Below are 23,893 nucleotides of genomic sequence, written 5' to 3' on the forward strand. Positions count from 1 at the left end.
GGGCTTCTGGCTCTCTTTTCTTTTCCAGTCTTAGAAAACGCTCCCTAAGACCGCTAATATCTTGCTTTTGCGTCAGCTTTTTTTTATAATATTAAAGTATCTATTTACATTAAAAGGGAGAAAAAATGTCTAAATTATACGGTAGCTTGGAAGCTGGCGGAACAAAATTTGTTTGTGCTGTTGGTGATGAAGATTTCCAAGTCATTGAAAAAACACAATTTCCAACAACAACACCTTATGAAACAATCGAACGTACGGTAGAATTTTTCAAACGCTACGAAGATCGTTTGGCAGGTATCGCAGTTGGTTCATTTGGACCTATCGACATCGACCAAAACTCAGACACTTATGGTTATGTGACAACGACACCTAAAGAGCACTGGTCAAATGTTGACCTTCTTGGTCTTATCCAAAAAGAATTCAACGTACCATTTTACTTCACAACAGACGTAAACTCATCAGCCTACGGTGAAACACTTGTTCGTAAAGGTGTCAACAGCCTTGTTTACTACACTATCGGAACAGGTATCGGTGCTGGTACAATCCAAAATGGTGAATTTGTAGGCGGTATCGGTCACACTGAAGCTGGCCACGTTTACGTACCACGTCACCCACGTGACTATGCTAATGAGTTTGTCGGAACATGTCCATTCCACAATGGTTGTTTGGAAGGTCTTGCGGCAGGTCCATCGCTTGAAGCTCGTACTGGTATTCGTGGTGAGTTGATCGAGCAAAACTCAGATGTTTGGGATATCCAAGCCTACTACATCGCACAAGCTGCTGTTCAAGCAACTGTTCTTTACCGTCCACAAGTTATCGTCTTTGGTGGTGGTGTTATGGCTCAGGAACACATGCTTAAACGTGTTCGTGAAAAATTCACAGCCCTTTTGAATGGCTACCTTCCAGTACCTGATGTTACTGAGTACATCGTGACACCAGCTGTTGCGGAAAATGGCTCAGCGACACTTGGTAACTTTGCCCTTGCTAAGAAAGTAGCAGACCAATTCTCAAAATAAGTCAGATAAGAAAGAGTTTAGAAGTCAACTTCTGAGCTCTTTTTGATTTTTACTTGCAAATTGAGACGCTTTTTGAGTATAATAGTGCGACAATAGTTCTCAAGCTAGAAAGAAGGAAAAGTTGATATGGAACCATTATTTTTAAGTTCCCAAATGAACGAAAAGATCTGGGGAGGTCGCAAACTTGCAGAAGAGTTTGGCTATGACATTCCATCAGATAAGACAGGTGAGTACTGGGCAATCTCAGCCCATCCAAATGGTGTCTCGACAGTCAAGAACGGTCCCTTTAAGGGGCTTGGTTTGGATCAACTCTACCGTGAACACAAGGAACTTTTTGGCAATCCTGAAGATGATGTTTTTCCACTTTTGACTAAGATTTTGGATGCTAATGACTGGCTTAGTGTACAGGTTCATCCTGATGATAGCTATGCTATGGAACATGAAGGTGAACTTGGTAAGACAGAGTGCTGGTATGTCTTAGCTGCTGATGAAGGAGCAGAGATCATCTATGGTCACAAGGCTAAGAATCGTGAAGAATTAGCTCGAATGATTGATGAGGGAAAATGGGATGATCTGCTAACTAAAATTCCTGTTAAGGCTGGAGATTTTTTCTATGTTCCGAGTGGGACTATGCATGCTATCGGAGGTGGTATCTTGATTCTTGAGACTCAGCAATCAAGCGATACAACCTACCGTGTCTATGATTTTGACCGTCGTGATGATGAAGGGAATCTGCGTGAGCTCCACATTCCACAGTCCTTGGATGTTTTGACTTATGGTCAACCGCAAAACTCCTATCCAGCGAGCCTTAGAGTATCAGGTTTGACCTCAACTCTTCTGGTTTCAAATCCCTTTTTTACTGTTTATAAGTGGCAGGTATCTGCACCAGTCAAGATGAAACGCACAGCCCCTTATCTTCTGGTCTCTGTAATTGATGGTAAGGGTCATTTGACAGTTGATAATCGTATCTTTTCGATTAAGAAAGGTGATCATTTTATCTTGCCAAATTGCATGGAAAATTGGGAATTTGACGGTCAGTTAGAGATGATTGCTAGTCACATTCAGTAGTAGTTAAAAAGTAAAAAGATAAAAAGTTAAAGCCGACTGGAAAGCTTCTTGTTTCTAGCTCGGCTTTTCCCTTAAAGTGAGTCTATATCAGACCTTATCATATTGAAAAAATGCTTAAAATATGGTAGAATGGAGCGATAAGACTATCGAAAGGAATTAAGATGGCAAATATTTTACGCACAATCATCGAGAATGATAAAGGCGAAATTAAAAAACTAGAAAAGATTGCAAAAAAAGTTGAAGCTTATGCTGATGAGATGGCTGATCTTTCAGACGCTCAGCTTCAAGCTAAGACAGAAGAGTTTAAGGATAGATACCAATTTGGAGAGACATTGGATGATCTACTTCCTGAGGCTTTCGCGGTAGTTCGTGAAGGGGCTAAACGTGTTCTCGGCTTGTTCCCATACCGTGTTCAAATCATGGGGGGGATCGTTCTTCACCACGGTGACGTTCCTGAGATGCGTACTGGTGAGGGTAAAACCTTGACCGCTACCATGCCAGTTTACCTTAATGCCCTTGCTGGCGAAGGGGTACACGTTATCACCGTCAATGAATACCTTTCAGAACGTGATGCGACTGAGATGGGTGAACTTTACAGCTGGCTTGGTTTGTCAGTAGGTATCAACCTTGCGTCAAAATCAACGCTTGAAAAACGCGAAGCTTATAACTGTGATATCACTTATTCAACCAACTCTGAGATTGGTTTTGACTATCTTCGTGATAACATGGTTCGTCGTCGTGAAGACATGGTTCAGCGTCCGCTTAACTTTGCCTTGGTCGATGAGGTTGACTCAGTTTTGATTGACGAAGCTCGTACACCATTGATCGTATCAGGTCCAGTTAGCTCTGAAACAAGTCAGCTTTACTATCGTGCTGACCGTTTCGTTAAAACTTTGGATCGTGACGACTACGCTATTGATGTGCCAACTAAGACTATCGGTCTTTTGGATTCAGGTATCGATAAGGCTGAGGAATTCTTTAACCTCAACAACCTTTACGATATTGAAAATGTTGCACTGACTCACTATATTGATAATGCGCTCCGCGCTAACTATATCATGCTTCTTGATATTGACTACGTGGTTTCAGAGAAAAAAGAAATCCTCATCGTTGACCAATTTACAGGTCGTACCATGGAAGGACGCCGTTTCTCTGACGGTCTTCACCAAGCCATCGAAGCCAAAGAAGATGTGCCAATTCAGGATGAATCAAAAACATCTGCCTCAATCACCTACCAAAACATGTTCCGTATGTACAAAAAATTGGCAGGTATGACTGGTACTGGTAAAACTGAGGAAGAGGAATTCCGCGAAATCTACAACATGCGCATTATTCCAATTCCAACTAACCGTCCTGTTCAACGTATTGACCACTCTGACCTTCTTTACCCAACCTTGGAAGCTAAATTCCGTGCTGTTGTGAAAGATATCAAAGAACGTCATGAAAAAGGACAACCAGTCTTGGTTGGTACTGTTGCGGTTGAAACATCTGACTATATTTCTAAACAATTGGTAGCAGAAGGTGTGCCTCACGAAGTGCTTAATGCCAAAAACCACGCTAAAGAAGCACAAATCATCATGAATGCAGGTCAGCGTGGTGCCGTTACTATTGCAACCAATATGGCTGGTCGTGGTACCGATATTAAACTTGGTGCTGGTGTTCTTGATCTTGGTGGTCTCTGTGTTATCGGTACAGAGCGTCACGAAAGTCGTCGTATCGATAATCAGCTCCGTGGTCGTGCAGGTCGTCAAGGTGACCCAGGTGAATCACAATTCTACCTCTCACTTGAGGATGATTTGATGCGTCGCTTCGGTTCTGACCGTATCAAGGTCTTCTTGGACCGCTTGAGTGGTGACGAAGATATCGTTATCAAGTCTCGTATGTTTACAAGCCAGGTCGAATCTGCCCAAAAACGTGTCGAAGGTAATAACTACGATACTCGTAAACAGGTTCTCCAGTACGATGATGTTATGCGTGAACAACGTGAAATCATCTATGCAAACCGCTACGAAGTAATTACTGCCATTCGTGATCTTGAGCCAGAAATTTCAGCAATGATCGAGCGTACAATTGACCGTGTTGTAGATAACCACAGCCGTTCTGACTACGATGAGGCTCTTGAAGGAATCTTGACCTTTGCTCGTAACAACCTTGTTGCAGAAGATAGCATTAGCTTGTCTGATTTGGAAGATCTTAGCTTTGATGAAATTAAAGATGAGCTTCTTGAACGTGCAATGAAGGTTTACCACAACCAAATTTCAAAACTTCCAAATGAAGATGCTGTCATCGAATTCCAAAAAGTTTTGATTTTGATGGTTGTTGATAATCACTGGACTGACCATATCGACTCGCTTGATCAATTGCGTCAAGCTGTTGGACTTCGTGGTTACGCTCAGAATAACCCAATCGTTGAATACCAAAGCGAAGCTTTCCGTATGTTTAACGATATGGTGTCATCAATTGAATTTGAAGTGACACGTACCATGATGAAAGCTCAAATTCACCAACAAGAACGTGAAAAATCACCAGAGCAAGTTCGTACGACAGCAACTCAAAATATTGCTGCACAGACTCCTGGTCAGGAAGAAGTTGCTGAAAAACTTGATTTTTCTAACGTTGGTCGTAACGATGCTTGTCCATGTGGATCAGGTAAAAAATTCAAAAACTGCCACGGCAAACACCTATAAGCAGAATATTCTGAAAAATTGTTGAAAATTATTTGTAAAACATGATATAATGAAAACAATTTAAATTTTCAAACAATAATGAGGAGAAAAATATGTCATTTACACCCGCAAGTGAAAAAATCAATGTTGAAGAACTTCGTGAATTGTCAAAATTGACAGGCGAAGCTTTAGCTAAAAAAGAAGCTCGTGACCAAGAGCTTGCTGCTATCATGCGAGGAGAAGACGACCGTGTCCTCCTTGTCATCGGTCCATGTTCTTCTGATAATGAAGAAGCTGTGCTTGATTACGCTAACCGTCTTGCTAAATTGCAAGAAGAGGTTAAAGACCGTGTCTTCATGGTTATGCGTGTCTACACTGCTAAACCTCGTACTAACGGTGACGGCTACAAGGGTCTTGTTCACCAACCAGATGCTGAAGGTGAGCCAAACTTGATCAATGGTATCAAGGCAGTTCGTAACCTTCACTACCGTGTTATCACTGAAACAGGTATCACAACTGCTGATGAAATGCTCTACCCAGAAAATCTTCCATTGGTAGATGACTTGGTATCATACATCGCTATCGGTGCTCGCTCAGTTGAGGACCAACAGCACCGTTTCGTTGCTTCAGGTATCGATGTACCAACTGGTATGAAAAACCCAACATCAGGTAACTTGAACATCATGTTCAACGGTATCTATGCTGCACAAAACAAACAAAACTTCCTTTTCAATGGTGAAGAAGTCAATACATCAGGTAACCCACTTGCTCACGCTATCTTGCGTGGTGCGGTTAATGAGTACGGCAAAAACATTCCAAACTACTACTACGATAATGTTTTGGAAACTATCGCTCAGTATGAAAAAATGGGACTTGAAAATCCATTCATCATGATTGACACTAACCACGATAACTCAGGTAAACAATACCTTGAACAAGTTCGTATCGTTCGTCAAACACTTATCAACCGTGACTGGAATGAAAGCATCCGCAAATACGTTCGTGGTTTCATGATTGAGTCTTACCTTGAAGACGGTCGTCAAGATAAACCAGAAATCTACGGTAAATCAATCACAGACCCATGTCTTGGTTGGGATAATACAGAACAACTTGTTCGTGAAATTTACAACACATTAGGTGATAAATAATGGGAATTCATCAAAAGAGTGCTACCATTGATGTAGCTCAAGTTAAGGCACTTTCAAAGTTGGAAGGTGACTTCTTAGCACGCAAGGAAGCGCGTGATATCGAGCTTGCCAATATTATTAAGGGTGACGATGAGCGTCTTCTCCTTGTGATTGGTCCATGTTCATCAGATAATGAAGAAGCTGTTCTTGAGTATGCTCGCCGTTTGGCTGCTCTTCAAGAAGAAGTTAAAGACAAGATTTTCATGGTTATGCGTGTTTACACTGCGAAACCACGTACCAACGGTGACGGTTATAAAGGGCTTATCCACCAACCTGATACTTCAAAATTACCTGACCTTATCAATGGTATCGCCGCAGTTCGTAACTTGCACTACCGTGTTATCACTGAGACAGGATTGACAACTGCTGATGAGATGCTCTATCCATCAAACCTTGGTTTGGTTGATGATTTGGTATCTTACCACGCTATCGGAGCACGTTCCGTTGAGGATCAAGAGCACCGCTTTGTTGCCTCAGGTATCGACGTGCCAACCGGTATGAAAAATCCAACGTCTGGTAATCTTAATGTCATGTTTAACGGTCTCTACGCTGCACAAAATGGACAAAACTTCATTTACAACAATGCAGAGGTTGAAACGGATGGAAATCCACTTGCTCACGTTATCTTGCGTGGTGCAACAAATGAGCATGGCGAAAATGTTCCAAATTACTACTATGATAATTTGATTAAGGCTATCGATAAGTATGAAAAACTAGGTCTTGCTAACCCATTTATCGTTGTGGACACTAACCATGACAATTCTGGTAAACAATACCTAGACCAAATTCGTATCGTTCGTCAGACACTCATCAACCGTGATTGGAATGAAAAAATCAAACAGTATGTTCGTGGTTTCATGATTGAATCATATCTTGAAGACGGACGTCAGGATAATCCTGAAGTCTTCGGTAAATCAATTACAGACCCATGTCTTGGTTGGGATAAGACTGAGAAAATGATTCGTGAAATTCACGCAACACTCAGCTACGATTCATTCGAAGAATTGTTGAAAAAATAAATGAATAAAAAGAGGTGGCAGACTGCGACCTCTTTTTAAATGAACGAAACCGAACATAGGCACGAGTGGTGTCAGTTTAACACCCTTTGTATCATCTTATTTTCACACAGCCTAAACGCTATGTGAAAAAGATAGATTGTCTAAAGTCTTGACGACTTGTCGTTCTTTGCGTCGTAGAGAGTGGGACAAAAATCGGTAATTCCGAAGGAATTCGATTTTGTCAGCAAGTCTTTCTTTTAAGTTGCTAACCTGAAACAGTCTATCCCCAGACTATTTCACTCCCACCTCCGCACAGTTTCAACAGTTCAGTGAACTGTTGAAGGTGGGAAATAAAGAAAGCGTAGCTTTCCATCAACTCCACTCAGCAGTGGTTCATTGGTGCTAAAGCACCTAATGAATTGTGCAGGGGACTTTCTAAGCTGGCAAAGCCAGCAAGAAAGGCTCCCAACCACTGCGTCTTGCAAATCAGACTAAAAAAGAAAGAGGGCTAGGAGTTTTTTCCCAGCCCCCTGACGTGGGTGCGTCTACGAAATCAAAGATTTCGGAATTATCGTATATTTTCGCTGTGTGTTCTGCGGGCTTTGTATCATTGGATTTGAACGCGGGCTACGGACGGTGTCAAAAAGATGAACATTTCCTAGACACTTTGCGTCTTCGTCAAGTTCCCTATTTTGACTGTGTCCGCTTAACGCCCACTGTATCATGCGATTCGAACACGGACTAAAAAGCTAGTGAAAAAGAGACGTATCTGTAATTTTAATTACTTACAGATACGGCTACTTTTAGGTATAAATCCTCCTAGACGCTGGACGTCTTCGTCAGATTTCCTATTTTCATACGCTTTTTCACGCCCTTTGTATCATTTCATTAAGAAAGGATTTATTTATGATTGTTGGTCATGGGATTGATTTGCAGGAGATTTCTGCTATCAAGAAAGCCTACGACAAGCATCCACGCTTTGCCAAACGTGTTTTGACTGAGCGGGAATTTGAGCTTTTTGAATCTTATACAGGTCAGCGCCAGATGACCTTCTTAGCAGGTCGTTGGGCTGGTAAGGAAGCCTTTTCCAAGGCTATGGGGACTGGGATCGGCAAGCTGACCTTTCAGGATATTGAGATTCTAAAGGATGACAAGGGTGCGCCTTATATCGCCAAGAGTCCCTTTGTCGGCAGGTGCTTGATTTCTATCTCTCATAGTGGTAATTTAGTACAGGCGAGTGTTATCCTGGACGATGATAAGGGGTAGACATTCTTTGATGGTTTTATGTTATGAAAATGGCTGAGCTTTGGAGGTAATTATGATTTCAAGTTTACATAGACCAACGGTTGCCAAGATTGATTTGGAGGCTATCACTGCTAATATTGAAGCTGTCAAGGCTCATATTCCAGCTGATAAAAAGACCTATGCAGTGGTTAAGGCTAATGCCTACGGTCATGGTGCAGTTGAGGTTGCTAAGCGTGTTGTTGATTTAGTGGCGGGTTTTTGTGTGTCCAATGTGGATGAGGCTTTGGAGCTGCGTCAACATGGCATTACCAAAGAAATTTTGATTCTGGGAGTTGTTATGCCAGAGGAATTGGATTTGGTGATTGCTAATGATTTGACCATAGCAGTAGCCAGTCTGGACTGGGTTCATGCTGCTTTGAAGGAAACTATTGCTTTTAAAAAATTGCATGTCCACATCAAGGTTGACTCAGGTATGGGGCGTATAGGCTTTAGAAATCTTGATGAGACGAATCAAGCCATGCGTCTTCTTAGAGATGCAGGTGTTGAGATTGATGGGATTTTTACGCATTTTGCTACAGCAGATGAGGCAGATGATGGCAAATTTAATCAGCAACTAGCCTTCTTTAAGGACTTTCTAGCTGGTTTGGAGCAGGTTCCTGCCTTGGTGCACGCCAGCAATTCGGCAACCAGTCTCTGGCATAGCCAAACTATTTTTAATGCAGTGCGATTGGGTATCGTCTGCTATGGTCTTAATCCTAGTGGAACTGAGCTTGCGCTTCCCTATCCCCTCAAGCCTGCTCTGCAATTAGAATCAGCCCTTGTCCACGTCAAAAAGCTGGAGGCAGGGCAAGATGTGGGTTATGGAGCCACTTATACTAGTCAGGAGGAGCAGATCATAGGGACTCTGCCTATCGGCTATGCGGACGGTTGGACCCGTGATATGCAGGGCTTTTCAGTCTTGGTTGAGGGACAGCTCTGCCCTATCGTGGGGCGCGTGTCTATGGACCAGATTACCATTCGCCTGCCTAAGGCTTATCCCTTGGGTACTCCAGTGGTTTTGATTGGCAATAGCGGAGCTGCCAGCATATCAGCGACTGATGTTGCCAGCTATCGTGGAACCATCAACTACGAGGTGCTCTGTCTTCTCAGCGACCGCATACCGAGACAGTATGGGGAATAAGTAAATAAGAACAGTTTCTGTTGTTGTTAAACCTAACGCAGATAAGTGATTGACAAATCGCCAGGGCAGTATAAGGATTCTACCGTATGAGCATGGAAGGGTAATTTTAGAAGCGTCTGCTATGGGCGAGCGAAGCGAGCTTCATCCGTTGCTTTTCGCCGAAGTGAAAGTGCTAGAACCGAAAGGTTCTAGCACTAGGGGTTAGTGAGACCCTAGGCTCGCTAAGAAGGAATGGAACGACGAAGTCGGTCGCTTCCGCCCCGCACTACTTAAGAAAAGCAACAAAATATAAAAAGGACAACAATAGAAATAAATCAACCAAAGTAGAGAGTGGAGCCATTCTCTACTTTTTTGTTATAATAGTTTTATGAAATTACAGGATCCAATTGCGGCTTTGAAGGGTTTTGGTCCCAAGTCTGCTGAAAAATTTGCTAAGCTAGGTCTTTTTACTATCGAAGATCTCTTTTTGTATTTTCCTTTTCGTTATGAGGATTTTAAGTCTAAGTCGGTCTTTGAGCTTATGGACGGTGAGAAGGCTGTGATGACAGGGACTGTGGTGACTCCTGCCAATGTTCAGTACTATGGCTTTAAGCGTAATCGTCTTTCTTTTAAAATCAAGCAGGGCGAGGCTGTGATTGCGGTCAGCTTTTTTAATCAACCCTATTTAGCTGATAAGATTGAACTGGGTAGTGAGTTGGCTGTTTTTGGAAAATGGGAGGCTGCCAAGTCAGCTCTTACTGGCATGAAGGTCTTGGCTCAGGTAGAAGATGATATGCAGCCAGTCTATCATGTGGCTCAGGGCATCTCCCAGGCTGCGCTGGTTAAGGCTATCAAGGCTGCCTTTGACTCAGGTCTCCTATCAGAATTAAGAGAGAGCCTTCCACAGGAATTGATGGACAAATACCGTCTGATGACAAGACAAGAAGCGGTTGCAGCTATGCATTTTCCAAGAGATTTAGCTGTCTATAAGCAGGCTTTGAGACGGGTTAAGTTTGAAGAACTTTTCTATTTTCAAATGAACTTGCAAGCTCTAAAGGCTGAAAATAAATCTGAAAGCAATGGTTTGATCATTTCCTATGATAGAGAAAAGCTAGAAGACAAGGTCTCTGCTCTGCCATTTCCCCTAACAGATGCTCAAAGGAGGAGTCTGGACGAGATTTTAGCGGATATGGCGTCAGGTTCTCACATGAATCGCCTTTTGCAGGGGGATGTTGGGTCTGGTAAGACGGTTATCGCCAGTCTTGCCATGTATGCTGCCTATACAGCTGGTCTGCAATCGGCGCTAATGGTGCCAACTGAGATTTTGGCTGAGCAGCATTTTCAGAGTTTGACGGAGCTTTTCCCTGACCTCAATGTTGCGCTTTTGACCTCTGGTATGAAGGCTGCGGTTAAGCGAGCAGCCATGACAGGTATCGCTGATGGCTCGGTGGATATGATTGTAGGGACCCACTCTCTTATTCAAGATGCTGTTAGCTATCACAATCTAGGCTTGGTTATTACAGACGAGCAGCACCGCTTTGGTGTCAATCAGCGCCGCGTCTTTAGAGAGAAAGGCAATAACCCTGACGTTCTTATGATGACAGCAACGCCTATTCCCAGAACCCTTGCTATCACGGCTTTTGGTGAGATGGATGTGTCTATCATCGACCAGATGCCTGCAGGTCGTAAGCCTATTATCACGCGTTGGGTCAAGCACCAGCAGCTGGATACGGTCCTCAACTGGATTAAGGGCGAACTGGCTAAGGATTCGCAGGTTTACTTCATTTCCCCTTTGATTGAGGAGTCTGAGGCTATGGATTTGAAAAATGCTGTCGCTCTGCATCAGGAGTTAGTAGATTATTTCGGTGATTCTGCCACAGTCGCCCTCATGCACGGTCGCATGAAAAATGATGAAAAAGATGCCATCATGCAGGATTTCAAAAAGCGGAAATCGCAGATTTTAGTATCAACGACCGTTATCGAGGTTGGGGTCAATGTACCTAATGCTACAGTCATGGTTATTATGGATGCGGACCGTTTTGGGCTCAGTCAGCTTCATCAGCTGCGCGGTCGAGTTGGTCGTGGAGATAAGCAATCCTACGCTATTTTGGTTGCCAATCCTAAAAATGAAACTGGGAAAAAACGCATGACTGCCATGGTGGATACGACAGATGGATTTGTCCTTGCTGAGGAAGATTTGAAGATGCGTGGTTCAGGTGAGATTTTTGGAACAAGGCAGTCAGGTATTCCAGAGTTTAAAGCAGCAGACCTCATTGAAGACTATGCTATCTTGGAGGAAGCAAGAAAAGTCGCAGGACAGATTGTAGCTGATAAAAACTGGAAAGAAGACAGTCGCTGGCAAGTCATTCTTGCTAATTTAGCAGAAAAAGGAAATTTTGACTGATTAAGATTTTCTCAAGTTTTCTGCAAGCTTGCTTTAAGGTTTGGAAACTATACTATAATCATCAAAGATGACACAAGTCATCTAGAAAAGAGGTATTCCTATGACAGTAACCGTAACAGTAACTTACAAGAAAACCTATGATGATACAGCTAAGACACCACAGTCTTATGGTAAAATCTAAAACATAAAATAGAAATTATTAACTCCTAAATATTCTTTTTCTCTCAAGAGCTTTAAGCTCAATAATCTCCTAAAACATAAAAACTCCTAAAAAAAACGACACAAGACATAAGCCCAAGGCAGGAACTATTTAACTCCACAAGCTGTAAGACCTTGGCAATATGATAGAAGGCTGGGACAAAAGTCCTAGCCTTCTTATTTTTTTATAATCTAGTTTGTAAGGCGCAGGGGGTGAGTGGTCTCTAATTCGTTGATAAATCAACTCTTACAGCCCTACTCAACTGTGCGGAGGTGGGACGATAAAATCGAATTCCTTTGGAATTACCGATTTTTGTCCCACTCTCTTTTTCTTGCTAGAAATATTTTTTATCGAAAAACAATAAAAAATACTTGTAAAAACAGAAAATAATGTTATACTAAATATATCGAAAAACGATAATTAAATATCTAAAAAGGAAAAATCGTTTTCGATTAAGATAAAGAGCTCGCTTATCTTGTTGCTGTTTGATTGCTTGAAAAGGAGAAAGAAGATGAAAAATGATACTAAAAAAATGAAATGGATTTTAACATTTGTCAATGTCTGTTATTATATTAATATTCTTGCATTGGTAACGGAGATTATTGGAGCTATTGTCCTTCTTCTAATCTCAGTTACGGGGATGGATAGTTTTAATAAATTTGTCACAGACCTGGGTGCTTCTGTTCAAAATACAAATTTAGGTCTTTTAGGAATGGTATTTTTTCTAGCAGCATGTTTGCAGACGTTTCTCTTGCTTTTACTTCTTCGAATGATTCGAGCTTTCTTGAGAAATGTTATTGAAGATGCTATTTTTACTTGGGATAATGTTAGATTAGCTAAGAAAACAAGCCTGTATCTCTTCTTACTTTCATTTCTAGGTTCTGGGCTCCTATTTGGAGCAGGGGGAATATTCATTCTAAATACAGGTTACCTTTTCGCTTCCCTTTTGGTTTGGGTTATTGCTAAAGTTTTGGAAAAGGCAGTTGCAATCGCTGAAGAGAATGAATTTACAATCTAAGGAGGCATGATGATTATCGTTAATTTAGATGTGGAGCTGGCCAAGAAGAAGATGCGGTCAGGGGAATTGGCTGAGCGTATCGGCATTACACCGGCCAATCTTTCTGTCTTGAAAACAGGTAAGGCTAAGGCTATTCGCTTTTCAACCTTGGAGGCAATTTGTCGTGAGCTAGGCTGTCAACCTGGTGATATTTTGGAATATCGGGATGATGACGAGCAAGAGGGTTAAAGTCTGAAAAGGTTTTCAAAAACTGCTATAATAGAGTCACATTAGTGAAATGAGGACTTGATATGGAGCGTCTTAAATTAGGTCAAAGTCAGTTGGAAGCGTCACGCTTGGTTTTGGGTTGTATGAGAATGGCAGAGCTTGATAAGGCTAAAAGTCTCAGGATGATTGAGACGGCACTGGACTTGGGGATTGATTTTTTCGACCATGCAGATATCTATGGTGCTGGGCTTTCTGAGGAGACATTTGGGCAGGCTATTCAGTCAGCTAGAATCAGTCGTGATAAGATGTTACTGCAATCAAAATGTGGGATTCGTAAGGGCTACTTTGATTTTTCAAAAGAGCATATCATCTCTTCTGTTGAAGGAAGTCTCAGACGCTTGAGGACAGACTATCTTGATGTTCTAGTTCTTCATCGTCCAGATGCACTGATGGAGCCTGAAGAAGTAGCGGAAGCCTTTGACCAACTAGAAAGAGAAGGCAAGGTTCGTCACTTCGGTGTAAGCAACCAGAATCCACAGCAGATAGAGCTGCTCAGCCATTATCTGAATCAGGATCTACTTGTTAATCAGGTGCAGTTATCACCTGCCCACACGCCTATGATTGATGCTGGGCTTAATGTTAATATGCGTAATGCTGCGGCTATTGATCGTGATGGGTCTACCATTGACTATTGTCGTCTTAAGAAGATTACTCTGCAGGCTTGGTCTCCTTTTCAAATTGACCTCAGTAAGGGAATTTTCATGGGGCACCCTGACTACGCTTCTAACAGCAAAAATCAATGAGCTGGCTGAACACTATCAGGTTTCTAGCGAAGCTATTATCATCGCTTGGATTATGCGTCATCCTGCCAAGATGCAGACCATTGTCGGCACCATGAATCCTGAGCGTCTTTTAAAAATAGCAGAGGCTGATAAGATTGAGCTCAGTCGCAAGGACTGGTATGCCATTTATACCAGTGCTGGTAACAGTCTCCCTTAAAAGAAAAATATCTCCAAAAGTCTTGCTTTTGGAGATATTTTTTTAGTCTTTATTTTTGAGATAGCTTTTAGCTAATAGACCTAGGGTAAAAATGGCTACGCTAGAAATAATAATCTTATCAGGGACCTGAAGTCGATAGTTGAAAGATGATGGTTTAGATTTATTCTCTACTGAGATAGATAGTTCCATGTTAGTCTCCTTTTGGTCTTAGCCTTGGATATAATCAATAAGTTCCTGACCTTTGAGTCCTGCATTGAGGGCGATGAGGAGTTTCAGTCTTGCCTTCTGAGCATTGAGTTCCTTGACGAACATAACACCAGCCTCTTGGAGTTTGACACCACCGCCCTCATAGGCATAGACAGGCTCTGCGATTCCGTTGAAACAACGTGAGACCAGAACAACTGGCACCCCTTGCTTCATAAGATCAGCGATTTCCTGACTAGCGCGTGGAGGCATATTTCCAGCACCCAGCGCCTCGATAACAACTCCCTCAACATTATGAGGACCGAGGAAGGAAATAATCCCCTCGCCTCCCATACCTGCGTAAGCTTTGACAATAGGAATAGTCCCTGAAATCTGATCAAGGTCGAAACGGACACGGGGTTCTGCAGTCTTGAAGAAGAGAATCTCGTGCTTCATGATAATACCTAGAGGTCCGTGAGTAGGCGTTTGGAAGGTCGATACGTTGGTCGTGTGAGTCTTGGTAACGTACTTGGCGGCGTGAATCTCATCATTCATCACAACCAGAACACCCTTGTCAGCAGCCTTGTCATGGCTGGCAACACGCAGAGCAGACAGGTAGTTGTAAACCCCATCACTGCCGAGCTCGTTAGAGGAACGCATAGCACCAGTCAGGACGATAGGAATTTCTGGCACAGCCATGGTATCCAAAAAATAGGCTGTCTCTTCCAGAGTATCAGTCCCATGAGTGATAACGACCCCGTCAAATTGCCCAGCAGTCTCCTTGATTTTTTGATAAATAGCCAGCATGTGCTGAACAGTGATGTGAGGACTAGGAATATTGAGAAAATCAAGAACAGTCAGCTCCAGGTTATCAAGATCAATGCCGACATGATTCATAGGATTATCCTGATTAGGACGGACATTGCCACCTTCGTCAGCTGTCATAGAAATAGTTCCTCCAGTGTGGAGGACAAGAATTTTTTTGTGTGTATTCATGGTATTACCTTTAAGAAATATTAGACAGAAAAAAAGACTGACCTCTGTTTTAATGATTGCACTATTTAGTCAAATCAGAAAATCATCTTGAGAATGCCTTTAAAAGCAGCTTGTTGCTTGTTTTAAATGAGACATCCTCATAACAAAGAGGAGACTTTTCTTATAGTTTGTCTTAAAAATATGTTATAATCTATTTTAACACAAAAGGAAAGAGGCGAACACGAATTGGCAATTAAAGCTGTATTTTTTGACATTGACGGCACGCTTTTGAGTGACACCAAGCGTGTTCAAAAGTCCACACAAAAGGCTATCCAAAGTATGAAAGAACAAGGTATCTTGGTTGGTGTAGCAACAGGTCGTGGACCAGGATTTGTCCAACCTTTTATGGATAATTTAGGACTTGATTTTGCCGTGACCTACAATGGTCAGTATATTTTTACACGAGATCAAATTCTTTATCAAAACCAACTTCCTAAATCAACTATCTATCGTGTCATCCGTTACGCTGGGGACAAGCGCCGTGAGATTTCTCTAGGAACCTCATCGGGTCTTGTTGGCTCAGGTATTATCGGCATGGGTACTAGTAAGTTTGGTCAGCTGGTGTCATCTATTGTTCCTAAAAAATGGGCTAAGGCTGTCGAGCGCAGCTTTAAGCATTTAATCAGGAGCTTCAAACCTCAAAATATCGAGACTTTGAAAACGATTATGCGTGAGCCTGTTTACCAAATTGTTCTTGTCGCAACAGAAGATGAGACAGAAAAGATTCAGAATAAGTTTCCCCATATCAAGGTGACGCGTTCCAGTCCTTACTCAGCTGACTTGATTTCAAAAAATCAGTCTAAGATCCAAGGGATATTCCGTGTCGGTCAGCAATTTGGTTTTGAGATGTCAGAAGTTATGGCCTTTGGCGATTCTGAAAACGACATGGAGATGCTGTCTGGTGTTGGTGTCGGTGTTGCCATGGGAAATGCCAAGGATGAAGTTAAGAAGATTGCTCATTATACGACAGCTTCTAATAACAATGACGGGATTTCCAAGGCTTTGGCTCACTATGGTTTGGTTCATTTGACACCAGAACATAGCTTTAAATCAAGTGATGATAACTTTAACAAGGTCAAGGATTTCCATCAGCTTATGGATGGAGAAACCTGCGAGACCCCTCGGGTTTATGGGGCTACTGAAGGTGGTCACCGTTCAGACTTTAAGGTTGAAGAGATTGTCGAATTTCTCTATGCTGCCTGTCAGGGAAATCCACAGGTCTTTGCGCAAGCTATTGATAATCTGCACAAGGCTGTGGATAAGGGAGCCCAGAAAGTTCAGTCTAAGCCACATCCAGAGAGTCCCTTGGTTGGTCAGGTGGATGCACTTACGGATCTGCTTTATTTTACCTACGGTTCCTTTGTGCTGATGGGTGTTGATCCCAAACCTTTCTTTGACACCGTTCATGAGGCTAATATGGGTAAAATCTTTCCAGATGGTAAGGCTCACTTTGACCCGGTGACCCATAAGATTCTCAAGCCAGATGACTGGGAAGAGCGCTTTGCACCAGAGCCAGCCATCAAGAGGGAATTGGATAGACAGATTCAAAAATCACTCAATCGTAAAAAAGATGATAAATAAGAAACTCGCCCAGCTCAGCTAGGCGAGTTTTTCTTTAAAAGACTTTCTCTGTATCACGAACGACCAGGAGATCGACTTTAGTGTGACGCATGATGTATTCAGATGAAGAACCGATAAGGAGGCGTTCAAAGGTATTGAGACCAGTTGCTCCGACCATGATGAGGTCGACATTTTCCTTGTCTGGGATATCCTTGGCAAGGAGTGTTTTTGGATTACCGAATTCGATGACCTGACGGACCTTTTCTAGTCCACGTTCACGCGCTTGTTTATCAAAGTCTGCCAAAACATCCTTGGCTTCCTGTTCTAGTTTTTCATAGATATAAGAGTCGAATGTTGCGACGCTCTGGAGGGCGCGTGTATCAATGACATGGGTCAAAAGAAGCTCTGCTCCATTTCTCAGAGCAACATTGACTGCCTTGTTAAAGGCGAGTTCTGATTCATAAGAACCATCAATAGCGACTAGGATACGTTCATATTGTTGAGACATAAGTATGCCCTCCTTCTATCTAAGACAGACTTGAGAAGTCGATTTCTTCTTTCGACTAAAAGATGATTGAGTGACTTCCCATTCACACTTTTATTATACTCTCATTTGAAAGAAAATGAAAGCGTTTCACAAAAATTTTCCTGGAATTTTTTGATAAAATAGACATGAAGTAACTTTGAGATCTGTGGGAGTCAAAATAATGTTTAGAGAGGTTATCATGTCTATACTTACAACTGTCAAGATGGTTTTGAAAGATCTTTACCGTCATCGCTATACCTATACTCTTAGGGCAACCATCTTGCAATTGGTTGTTACCTTGGCTGGACCATTGGTCTTGTCTCTCCTCTTTAGGGCGCTCCTAATAAGTAGTGATCTTCCAGGAATCACGACTGATAATCTTGCCAGCTTTCTAACAAATCCCTTAACGCTATTGGTTTTGCTAGTCTATCTCTTTGCTCTAGCCTTTCTGGTTTATTTTGAATTTTCCCTCTTGGTGGAGATGATTCGTCACAAGGAAGCGAGATTGAGTTTAACGATAAGACGTCTCAAGCAGGATACTTTTGATTTCTTCAAATCGGTATCGGGCTGGCATGTTTTTGCTTTCTTACTTTATCTGGTTATGACCCTGCCCTTCCTGCAATTTCTCTTTTCATCAGCCCTTTTGGAAAATCTTTATATTCCTAAGTTTCTAAGTGGTGAATTGATGAAGAGCAATCAAGGGAAGATTCTCTATTATAGTCTCTATGCAGTGCTAGCCTATATCAATCTTCGCTTTATCTATACCTTGCCAATGACAGTAACTGGTCAAGGGCAGCGCTTTGGAAAAAGTATGATGGACTCTTGGCGTGAGACCAAGGGCAAGAAGATTTTTAAACTGATTGGCTTGGTATTGACTCTGGTGATTCTTCTTTTTATCCTCTCGATTCTTTCTGGAATTGGGATTGAGCTTGCCAGTCTCCTTGATAGCAATAGCAATGATGTGCTGATTGAGACCCTCTTTCTATCTTTCACTTGGGGAGTAACCTTTGCGGGGAGCCTCTTCTTCAAACTGGCCTCTCTCTCATATCTGTTGACGGTTTTGGGGCGCAATAAGGCAGAGCAGCTAACTGAGGTTTCAAGAGAAAGGACAAAACGAAGAGGTTGGGCTCTTTTAGGCTTACTACTTATCATCGGAGGCGTCAGCTTCTTTTACAATAGTACCCAAATCTCAAGTCAGGACAGCCAAAATATTCAAATCCTAGCCCACCGAGGTGATGTGAATAAGGGTGTGGAAAACTCCATTGAGGCTATGGAGGCTGCTGCCAAAGAAGGCGCCAACTATGTTGAAATGGATATTATCCTGTCTAAGGATGGTCAATTTATCGTCAGCCATGATAACAATCTCAAGCGATTAACTGGTAAGGATATTTCCATCTCGGAGTCCAATGCCAGCGATGTTATCGGTTTAACCATCAGTCAAAATGGTCATAAGAGTCAGCTGGTTTCCTTTGACACCTATGTTGCCAAGGCTAAAGAACTAGGTATCAAACTCCTCGTAGAGCTGAAGCCAACAGGTAGTGAACCAGCAAATTATGAACAGCTTTTTGTGGATAAAATGAAAGAATTGGGTGTCAGCACAGACTACCTTGCTATGTCACTCAATCTAGAAACGATTGAAAAAGTAGAAGAATTGGATTCAGAAATTCAGACAGGTTACACCATTTCTCTCCAAATCGGAGACTTTACGACTAAAAAAGTTGATTTCTATGCCATTGAAGACTTTTCTTACAATGAACTCTTAGCCAATCATGCCCATAAGCTGGGCAAGAAAATCTATGTCTGGACTATCAATTCAACCAGTGATATCGACAAATACCTCCAGACCAGTGTGGACGGTGTCATCACAGACTACCCTGAACTCGTCAAACAAGAAAAGGAAAACCTGGCAAAAGATAACAGCTACCTCTCTTATTTCTTGAGATTGATGAATTAATTGAAAGTTTGATAATTCTGAGTATTAGGTATATAATACTTGATAAGTTAGTTAAGGTTAGAGCTTTTTGCCCTTGCCAAATATGAAAGGAAGAGAAAGAAGTCCTTCTTTCCTGGTGTAAGTTATGAAAATTTATGATAAATCATCAAAGTTAGAACACGTTGCTTATGATATTCGTGGTCCGATTTTGGACGAAGCTAACCGAATGATTGCCAACGGTGAAAAAATTCTTCGCCTCAATACAGGTAACCCTGCAGAGTTTGGCTTTACCGCCCCAGACGAAGTCATTCGTGACCTTATCATGAACGCTAGAAGTAGTGAAGGTTATTCAGACAGTAAAGGTCTTTTTTCAGCCCGCAAGGCGGTTATGCAGTACTGTCAGGTCAAGGGCTTTCCTAACGTTGATGTAGATGATATCTATATGGGGAACGGAGTTTCAGAGCTTATTCCAATGGCGCTTCAAGCATTATTGGAAAATGGGGATGAAGTTTTAGTACCCATGCCTGACTACCCGCTTTGGACTGCCTGTGTCAGTCTTGCTGGGGGAAATGCGGTGCATTATGTCTGTGATGAACAGAATAACTGGTATCCAGATATTGAGGACATCAAGTCTAAAATCACTTCAAATACTAAGGCTATCGTTGTCATCAACCCTAATAATCCAACGGGTGCACTTTATCCTAAAGATGTTCTAGAAGACTTGGTTGACATTGCCCGCCAGAACGACTTGATCATCTTCGCAGATGAAATCTATGACCGCTTGGTCATGGATGGAAAAGAACACATTGCCATTGCTAGTCTTGCGCCAGATGTCCTATGTGTTTCAATGAATGGTCTCTCAAAATCACACCGTGTTGCAGGATTCCGTGTGGGATGGATGGTTCTATCTGGAGATAAATCTGGTGCCAAAGGCTATATTGAAGGACTCAACATGCTGTCAAATATGCGTCTCTGTTCAAATGTCCTAGCCCAGCAGATTGTCCAAACCTCTTTGGGAGGTTATCAGTCTGTGGATGAACTCTTGGTGCCAGGTGGTCGTATCTATGAGCAGCGTGAATTTATCACCAAGGCTGTCAATGATATTCCAGGCTTGTCTGCAGTAAAACCATCAGCAGGGCTTTATATCTTCCCTAAAATCGACCGCAATATGTATCGTATCGACGATGATGAAGAATTCTGCTTGCAACTCTTGAAGCAGGAAAAGGTTATGCTGGTGCCTGGTAAAGGTTTCAACTGGAATGAACCAGATCACTTCCGAATCGTCTACCTACCACGTGTTGAAGAATTGGCTGAAGTTCAAGAGAAGCTAACTCGCGTACTTGCCCAATATAAACGTTAAATGAGAAAAGTGACTTTAATTCTAGACAATTAAGGTTGCTTTTTTCTATTATTTCGGGAATTTTTCGCTAAAATCTATTCTAAAATTGTGAATTGTATAAAGTTAACTGTACAATTGTGGAAATTAAACTTCGGAAAAAACGGATAAGAAGTGCATATTTTATCGAATAGAGCTTATAAAAGATTTAAAAGACGAATGATTTGATAACTTTTTCGGATAATAAAAAATTTTCTGATAATTATTTGCAATTCGTAAACAGCTTTGTTATAATGACTATGAATGACTAAAAAGAAAGAAATGAAAGAGTAAAATCATGCCAAATTTGTTAGAAAAAACGAGAAAAATTACCTCTATTTTGCAACGCTCAGTCGATAGCCTTGATACTGACCTTCCTTACAACACAATGGCTGCGCAACTAGCAGATATCATTGATTGTAACGCATGTATTATCAACGGTGGTGGTAACCTTCTAGGCTATGCCATGAAGTACAAAACAAACAATGACCGTGTTGAAGAATTCTTTGATGCTAAGCAATTCCCAGATAGCTATGTTAAAGCTGCCAGCCGTGTTTATGACACAGAGGCTAACCTGTCAGTTGATAGCGATTTGACAATCTTCCCTGTTGAGTCAAAAGATGTTTACCCTGATGGATTGACAACAATCGCACCTATTTATGGTGGTGGTATGCGTCTTGGTTCATTTATCATCTGGCGCAACGACGATGAGTTCAACGATGATGACTTGATCTTGGTTGAGATTGCCTCTACCGTTGTTGGTCTTCAATTGCTTAACCTTCAAACTGAAAACTTGGAAGAAACTATCCGTAAACAGACTGCTGTTAATATGGCAATCAATACCTTGTCATATTCAGAGATGAAAGCAGTAGCTGCTATTCTTCACGAACTTGATGGTACAGAAGGTCGTTTGACTGCATCAGTTATTGCAGACCGTATCGGTATCACACGTTCAGTTATTGTTAATGCCCTCCGTAAGTTGGAGTCAGCTGGTATCATTGAGAGCCGTTCACTTGGTATGAAAGGTACTTACCTCAAGGTTATCAACGAAGGTATCTTTGACAAGATTAAGGACTACGATTAAACTATGACCAAAGCTTTAATTTCAATTGATTACACGACTGATTTTGTGGCAGACGATGGTAAGTTAACAGCAGGAAATCCTGCGCAAGCCATTGAAGAAAAGATTGCTGCTGTGACTAAAGAAGCTTTTGAGGCTGGGGACTATATTTTCTTTATGATTGATTGTCATGAGGAGGAGGATGTGTTCCACCCTGAGTCTAAACTCTTTCCACCCCACAATATCAAAGGAACTGCTGGCCGTGATCTCTATGGCAAGCTGGGTGAGCTCTATCAAGAGATTCAATTTGACTCAAAAGTCTTTTGGATGGATAAGCGTCACTATTCAGCTTTTGCAGGAACTGATCTTGATATTCGCCTGCGTGAGCGTCGCATTACAACCGTCGTCTTGACTGGTGTTCTTAGTGATATCTGTGTCTTGCACACAGCTATTGATGCCTATAATTTAGGTTATGATATTGAAATTCAGGCATCTGCTATCGCTTCGATAACAGACCAAGCCCATCAATTTGCTCTCAATCATTTTAAAAATGTTTTGGGTGCTAAGATTATTGACTAAAAAAAGATAAGAGTAGCTGTTTATCAGCTACTCTTATCTTTTTTTATAGTCTCTGTTAGGGGAATCAGGATGGCATTGACATCTTTTCTGAGATAGTCATTGAGGGCATAATTGCTGTGGGCCATGGCAGTGCGGAGCTTGCTTTCCTGTGCTTTTGTGATGAATTCCCTAGCTAAAAAGTAGTCTAACAATTCAGCATTAAAGTCGCTTGGTAGCAGATGGCGTTTATTCTTTCTGCGGCGCGTGATGGTCTGAATGGTCTTGTAGGCACTTGGTGCTGATAAGCTCTCTTCTTTTTCTTTTGGCTTTGGGAGAATAGGCTGGCGCTTTTTGCCCTCATTTTTGTCTGCACTTTTTAGCTTAGAACCTGATTCATCTTTCTCAGCTAGCTGGGCTTGGAGCTCTGCGACCTGACTTTCTAATTCTTGAATGCGTTTCTGGTAGGCGAAGCTAGAATGGTCCAAGGTTTCAAGGTGCAACTCTTTTCGTGGCTGGTCTAGAAGGAAGGGTTTGATGAAATCCTGCCATAACTGAGTCAGCTCTGCATATTCTTCAGGAGAGTGAGAGGCTCTGCGTCCACCCTTGTGAATCAGCTCGTTGAAGCGCTTGTAGTCGGTGTAGGCGTGGAAGTTGTTCTCAGGGCGTTCGGTGAAAACATCATTTTCCCAGAGGTAGTTAATCAGGCTCTGGGGGAAGTGAGTCTTGGTGAAAATAGGCTCTTGATCTTCTGATGCCGTCTGCTTGAGCTTACCCAATTTTTTCAGAGAATCTGCAGGGAGAAAATCCGTGGCTGCAGTAAAATAGGTGATGCAGTTGGCACCGATGTGGATAAGTACCTTGCCGTTTTTGACATTTTCCAGTTCATACCAGTCCTTAATGCCAGGTTGTCCACAGAGACAGCGGATGGAGCCATCGATTTCATTGTGGATTTTAGAAATGGTTTGCCACTCCTTGATAGCGCTAGCTAGGTGCTTGGAAACAGAATTTTCCAAGATTTTATCAGCCAGTGGTTGACGAATTTTTCCCATGATAATCCTTTCTGATTGGAATAGGTTTCAATTATAGAATAATTCCTGTTGCTGCTTATCCTAGATCGGACAAGGCTTTGCTGAGTCGTAAGAAGAAAAAACACCACGATGAAATAAGGATTTTACCGTATGAGTATGGGAATTTTGCTTAGAAGCGATAGCCATAGGCGTACGGAGTACGCCACCTCTGATAGTCTCCGCTGTGGTGTTAAGAGCGACAAGCTCGCTTGGGAGTAAAACAGCCCAGTGGGCTGTTTTAGGTCTGAGCCTTGAAACTAGAGAGCGAAGAGAAAAGACCTTAGGCTTTTACTTTAGTAATGAAACCGAAGGTTTGCTTACGCCCCCCCCACCTAAGGAGACTATCAAAAAAACAAAAAATCCAACAACAGGAATGATTCATTATATCATAAGTGCTGATAGAATGATGGATTTGTGATATACTTAGTAG

General features: G+C 42.0%; 18 protein-coding genes and 2 pseudogenes. 16 read left to right on the forward strand and 4 right to left on the reverse strand.

The genetic code is table 11. From position 1 onward, the window contains the following. Positions 1-125 precede the first annotated feature (125 nt). The 11 genes and pseudogenes from scrK (at position 126) to JOC28_RS01990 (ending at position 14,166) form a co-directional block, all read left to right on the forward strand. The gene (gene scrK, locus JOC28_RS01940; RefSeq protein ID WP_205008962.1) at positions 126-1,016 is read left to right on the forward strand and encodes a fructokinase ScrK; all 891 of its coding nucleotides are present in this window, start codon (positions 126-128) and stop codon (positions 1,014-1,016) included. A 126-nt stretch (positions 1,017-1,142) separates the two neighbouring features. Further along, positions 1,143-2,084: a mannose-6-phosphate isomerase, class I gene (gene manA / locus JOC28_RS01945; RefSeq protein WP_205008963.1), complete on the forward strand. Its 942-nt coding sequence runs from the start codon at positions 1,143-1,145 to the stop codon at positions 2,082-2,084. A 161-nt stretch (positions 2,085-2,245) separates the two neighbouring features. Then, the gene (secA, locus tag JOC28_RS01950; protein WP_205008964.1) at positions 2,246-4,771 is read left to right on the forward strand and encodes a preprotein translocase subunit SecA; all 2,526 of its coding nucleotides are present in this window, start codon (positions 2,246-2,248) and stop codon (positions 4,769-4,771) included. An 86-nt stretch (positions 4,772-4,857) separates the two neighbouring features. Further along, positions 4,858-5,898: pseudogene (locus JOC28_RS01955) on the forward strand (3-deoxy-7-phosphoheptulonate synthase); the annotation flags it as partial. Next, complete coding sequence (locus JOC28_RS01960; RefSeq protein ID WP_205008966.1) at positions 5,898-6,956, forward strand: 3-deoxy-7-phosphoheptulonate synthase; 1,059 nt, start codon at positions 5,898-5,900, stop codon at positions 6,954-6,956. The pseudogene JOC28_RS01955 and the gene JOC28_RS01960, both read left to right, overlap by 1 nt. Positions 6,957-7,841: 885 nt before the next feature. Beyond that, positions 7,842-8,201, forward strand: coding sequence for a holo-ACP synthase (gene acpS, locus JOC28_RS01965; RefSeq protein ID WP_205008967.1), 360 nt, complete (start codon positions 7,842-7,844; stop codon positions 8,199-8,201). Positions 8,202-8,253: 52 nt separating this feature from the next. Next, on the forward strand, positions 8,254-9,360 hold the full coding sequence (gene alr / locus JOC28_RS01970) for an alanine racemase (RefSeq protein WP_205008968.1): 1,107 nt from the start codon (positions 8,254-8,256) through the stop codon (positions 9,358-9,360). Positions 9,361-9,727: 367 nt separating this feature from the next. Then, on the forward strand, positions 9,728-11,743 hold the full coding sequence (gene recG, locus JOC28_RS01975) for an ATP-dependent DNA helicase RecG (RefSeq protein WP_205008969.1): 2,016 nt from the start codon (positions 9,728-9,730) through the stop codon (positions 11,741-11,743). A 710-nt stretch (positions 11,744-12,453) separates the two neighbouring features. Beyond that, positions 12,454-12,960 carry a DUF2975 domain-containing protein gene (locus tag JOC28_RS01980; protein WP_205008970.1) on the forward strand — a complete coding sequence of 169 codons (507 nt, stop codon included), beginning with the start codon at positions 12,454-12,456 and terminating at the stop codon, positions 12,958-12,960. 9 nt (positions 12,961-12,969) lie between these two features. Next, positions 12,970-13,188 carry a helix-turn-helix domain-containing protein gene (locus JOC28_RS01985; RefSeq protein WP_205008999.1) on the forward strand — a complete coding sequence of 73 codons (219 nt, stop codon included), beginning with the start codon at positions 12,970-12,972 and terminating at the stop codon, positions 13,186-13,188. A 62-nt stretch (positions 13,189-13,250) separates the two neighbouring features. Then, positions 13,251-14,166, forward strand: a pseudogene (locus JOC28_RS01990) (aldo/keto reductase). 42 nt (positions 14,167-14,208) lie between these two features. Here JOC28_RS01990 and JOC28_RS01995 read toward each other — a convergent pair. Then, entirely contained in the window at positions 14,209-14,355 is a 147-nt protein-coding gene (locus JOC28_RS01995; protein ID WP_205008971.1) for a hypothetical protein, read from the reverse strand. 18 nt (positions 14,356-14,373) lie between these two features. Further along, positions 14,374-15,345 carry an asparaginase gene (locus JOC28_RS02000; RefSeq protein WP_205008972.1) on the reverse strand — a complete coding sequence of 324 codons (972 nt, stop codon included), beginning with the start codon at positions 15,343-15,345 and terminating at the stop codon, positions 14,374-14,376. A 225-nt stretch (positions 15,346-15,570) separates the two neighbouring features. Between JOC28_RS02000 and JOC28_RS02005 the strand changes: the two genes are divergently transcribed. Then, entirely contained in the window at positions 15,571-16,965 is a 1,395-nt protein-coding gene (locus JOC28_RS02005; protein WP_205008973.1) for an HAD-IIB family hydrolase, read from the forward strand. Between the two features lie 34 nt (positions 16,966-16,999). Here JOC28_RS02005 and JOC28_RS02010 read toward each other — a convergent pair whose 3' ends face one another. Next, positions 17,000-17,452, reverse strand: a complete 453-nt coding sequence (locus JOC28_RS02010; protein WP_205008974.1) for a universal stress protein — start codon at positions 17,450-17,452, stop codon at positions 17,000-17,002. A gap of 217 nt (positions 17,453-17,669) precedes the next feature. Between JOC28_RS02010 and JOC28_RS02015 the strand changes: the two genes are divergently transcribed. The 4 genes from JOC28_RS02015 to JOC28_RS02030 all read left to right on the forward strand — a co-directional run bounded on the left by JOC28_RS02015 (position 17,670) and on the right by JOC28_RS02030 (position 22,417). After that, positions 17,670-19,424, forward strand: coding sequence for a glycerophosphoryl diester phosphodiesterase membrane domain-containing protein (locus tag JOC28_RS02015; protein ID WP_239548796.1), 1,755 nt, complete (start codon positions 17,670-17,672; stop codon positions 19,422-19,424). A 124-nt stretch (positions 19,425-19,548) separates the two neighbouring features. Beyond that, complete coding sequence (locus JOC28_RS02020; RefSeq protein WP_205008975.1) at positions 19,549-20,763, forward strand: pyridoxal phosphate-dependent aminotransferase; 1,215 nt, start codon at positions 19,549-19,551, stop codon at positions 20,761-20,763. A 313-nt stretch (positions 20,764-21,076) separates the two neighbouring features. Then, positions 21,077-21,862 carry a GTP-sensing pleiotropic transcriptional regulator CodY gene (gene codY, locus JOC28_RS02025; RefSeq protein ID WP_205008976.1) on the forward strand — a complete coding sequence of 262 codons (786 nt, stop codon included), beginning with the start codon at positions 21,077-21,079 and terminating at the stop codon, positions 21,860-21,862. Between the two features lie 3 nt (positions 21,863-21,865). After that, positions 21,866-22,417: a cysteine hydrolase family protein gene (locus tag JOC28_RS02030; RefSeq protein ID WP_205008977.1), complete on the forward strand. Its 552-nt coding sequence runs from the start codon at positions 21,866-21,868 to the stop codon at positions 22,415-22,417. A gap of 23 nt (positions 22,418-22,440) precedes the next feature. Here the strand turns inward: JOC28_RS02030 and JOC28_RS02035 are convergent, their stop codons facing one another. Beyond that, entirely contained in the window at positions 22,441-23,445 is a 1,005-nt protein-coding gene (locus tag JOC28_RS02035; RefSeq protein ID WP_205008978.1) for a type IV pilus assembly protein FimV, read from the reverse strand. Positions 23,446-23,893 lie beyond the last annotated feature (448 nt).

This window comes from Streptococcus loxodontisalivarius (genome assembly GCF_016908645.1).
Lineage (GTDB): Bacteria > Bacillota > Bacilli > Lactobacillales > Streptococcaceae > Streptococcus > Streptococcus loxodontisalivarius.